Raw genomic sequence first — 3,010 nt, 5'->3', positions numbered from 1 at the left:
CAATGGCTCAGCCCGCCCCGCGCGCGCGGCGCGGGCTGAGCCATTGCAGGCTGTCTTCCGGCAACTCGTCCAGAAACCGGCTGGGAATGTGGTAGCGGGTCTGCCCGTGCAGCATGCGGGTCTGCGCATGCGTGAGGTAGAGCCGCTGGCGCGCCCGCGTGATGGCGACGTACATCAGCCGGCGTTCCTCTTCCAGACCGTCCAGGCTGGACAGGCTGTTCTCGTGCGGAAACATCCCCTCCTCCAGCCCGGTGATGAAGACGGCGTCGAACTCTAGCCCCTTGGCCGCATGCACTGTCATCAGCTGCACCGCGGCCTGGCCGACCTGCGCCTGGTGGTCTCCGGCCTCCAGCGCCGCATGAGTCAAAAAGGCCACCAGCGGGCTCACGGTCTCGCCCGTCTCGGCCGCCACCTCCGCGGACGAGCGCGAGGCCGACCCGGTCTCGTCCAGCGGCAGCGCCACGGCCTCGCGGCCAAAGCCCTCCTGGCTGACAAAGCTCTCGGCGGCGTTGACCAGTTCTTCCAGGTTTCCGATGCGCTCGGCCCCCTCGCGCTCGGCGCGGTAGTGCTCGACCAGCCCGCTGTCGGCCAGCACGCCTTCGATGATCTCCCGCAGCGGCCGGCCGACGCTGCGCTCACGCATCACATCCAGCTTGGCGACGAACGCCACCAGGTGGGCGCCACCCTTGCCCCCCACGGCCGTGACGGCGTCGTGCAGCGAGCAGCCGCCCTCGCGCGCAGCCTGCTGCAGTTGCTCGATGGTGCGCGCCCCGATGCCGCGTGGCGGGAAGTTGACCACGCGCAAAAAGCTGGTGTCGTCGTGGGGATTCTCCAGCAGGCGCAGGTAGGCCAGCGCATGTTTGATCTCGGCCCGCTCGAAAAAACGCAGCCCCCCATGGACGCGATACGGAATGCCGGCATTGAACAGCGCACCCTCCAGCGCCCGGCTCTGGGCGTTGCTGCGGTAGAGCAGCGCAATCTCCTGCGGCGGCACGCCGTCCTGGCGCGTGAGCTGGCGGATCTCGTCGATCACCCACTGCGCCTCCTCGAAATCGCTGGGCAGCTCCACGACGCGCAGGCGGTCGCCCTCGCCCTGCTCGGTGCGCAGGTTTTTGCCCAGGCGCTGGCGGTTGTGGTCGATCAGGTGGTTGGCCGCGTGCAGGATATGCCCGACGCTGCGGTAGTTTTGCTCCAGTTTGATGGGTGCGTCGATGCCAAACTCGCGCACGAAGTCGCTCATATTGCCCACGCGTGCGCCGCGAAAGGCGTAGATGCTCTGGTCGTCGTCGCCCACCGCCATCACCGCATTGCCGCATGGGACGAAGCGCCCGCCCGACTCGTCACCGGCCAGCAGCTTGATCCACGCATACTGCAGCCGGTTGGTGTCCTGGAACTCGTCGATCAGCAGGTGACGAAAGCGCCGCTGGTAGTGCACCCGCAGGGGCTCGTGGTCGCGCAGCAGCTCGTGGGAGCGCAGCATCAGCTCCCCAAAGTCCACCACCCCCTCGCGCTGACACTGCTCCTCGTAGCGGCGGTAGAGCTCGATTTTCTGTCGCGTGTCCTCGTCGCGCGCGGCCATGTCCCGAGGGCGCAGCCCGTCTTCCTTGGCGCCGGCGATAAACCACTGCAGTTCCTTGGGCTTGACGCGCTCCTCATCGACACCCAGGGCCTTGAGCAGCCGCTTGATCGCGCTGAGCTGATCCTGCGTGTCCAGGATCTGGAAGGTCGCCGGCAAGCCCGCCAGCGCATGATGGGCCCGCAGCAGCCGGTGGCACAGGCCGTGGAAGGTGCCGATCCACATGCCTCGCACGTTGAGCGGCAGCAGGGCCGACAGACGCGCCAGCATCTCCTTGGCGGCCTTGTTGGTGAAGGTCACCGCCAGAATGCCGCCGGGCGAGGCCTGCCCGGTAGCCAGCAGCCACGCGATGCGGGTGGTCAGCACCCGCGTCTTGCCAGAGCCGGCACCGGCCAGCACCAGCGCATGCGCCGGCGGCAGCGTGACGGCGGCGAGCTGTTCCGGGTTGAGGGCGCGCAGCAGCGGGTGATCGGGCGGCAAGGACGGCGGGGCCCGGTGGGGGGGAGCCCCGTCGGCGAACAAATCGGTCATGCGGCAATTGTAGGCAGCGGCCCCAGTCCAACGACCCCAGCCGGCGGCCTCAGTTGCGCGGGCGCTGCGGCGGCTCCAGCGTGATCTCCACGCGCCGGTTTTGCGCACGCCCCTGCGGCGTGTCGTTGGACGCGAGCGGCCGCGTGTCCGCCAGGCCGGTCGCGCGCAGGCGCGTCGGGTTCAGGCCCCGGGCCTCGAGCTGGCGCACGACGCTGCTGGCCCGCGCGGCGGACAGCTCCCAGTTGGAGGGGAAGCGGGCGGTCTGGATGGGGACGTTGTCCGTGTGCCCCTCCACCACGATGGTGTAATCCGGCACCCGGTTGAAGGCGGGCAGCAGCCGGTCGATGATGGCCTGCCCCGCCGGCGTCAGCACCGCCTCGCCGGAAGGGAACAGCACCTCGGAGGGGATGCGAAAGCTCACCCCCTCGTCGCGCATCAACACCTGGATGTCCTTGCCCAGGTCCCCCAGGGCGAGGGACGGGGACGGCGCGGACTCACTCGCGGGCGGCGCATCGGTGCCCGGTCGTGGCTCGGGCGCATCGGGCTGGCGCTGCTCGGTGGGATGCGTCCCCGGCCCTGGCACGGCCGATGGCCGCTCGACCGGCGGCACGATGCTGCCCCCGCCACCCGGTAGCACCTGCCCGGCCACGGCGGGCACCTGTCCCTGCGCCTCGGGCCGTCCCAGCGGCGGTTTGCGCTTGATCGGCTCGGAAAACGCCAGCATCACCACGAGCATGACGAGCAGCAGCGTCACCACGTCCAGGTAGGTAAGCAGCCAGGTCTCCTCCTCCGGCACGGGGTCAGGGTCGGCATGCCAGCGCTGGTAGCGCCCTTTTTGCAGGGGGCCGGGCCTCGCGGGCGCAGCCGACACGGGGGCCGGCGCCCCCCCCGGCCCCGCCGCCC

General features: G+C 70.1%; 2 protein-coding genes. Both read right to left on the bottom strand.

The genetic code is table 11. The features are described from left to right. Positions 1 to 7 precede the first annotated feature (7 nt). Positions 8 to 2,107 carry an ATP-dependent helicase gene (locus V7026_RS11290; protein ID WP_334155476.1) on the bottom strand — a complete coding sequence of 700 codons (2,100 nt, stop codon included), beginning with the start codon at positions 2,105 to 2,107 and terminating at the stop codon, positions 8 to 10. Positions 2,108 to 2,156: 49 nt separating this feature from the next. Next, a partial coding sequence (locus V7026_RS11285; protein ID WP_334155475.1) for an OmpA/MotB family protein occupies positions 2,157 to 3,010 on the bottom strand: 854 nt, incomplete at its 5' end.

It is taken from the genome of Tepidimonas sp. (genome assembly GCF_036825565.1).
In the GTDB taxonomy this organism is placed as follows: Bacteria; Pseudomonadota; Gammaproteobacteria; order Burkholderiales; family Burkholderiaceae_C; genus Tepidimonas.
This window is presented reverse-complemented; position numbering and strand designations above follow the sequence as displayed.

What these genes read in the sequence shown, in the direction of transcription:
- V7026_RS11290 (WP_334155476.1), bottom strand. Translation starts at nt 2,107, where the DNA reads ATGACCGATTTGTTCGCCGACGGGGCTCCCCCCCACCGGGCCCCGCCG.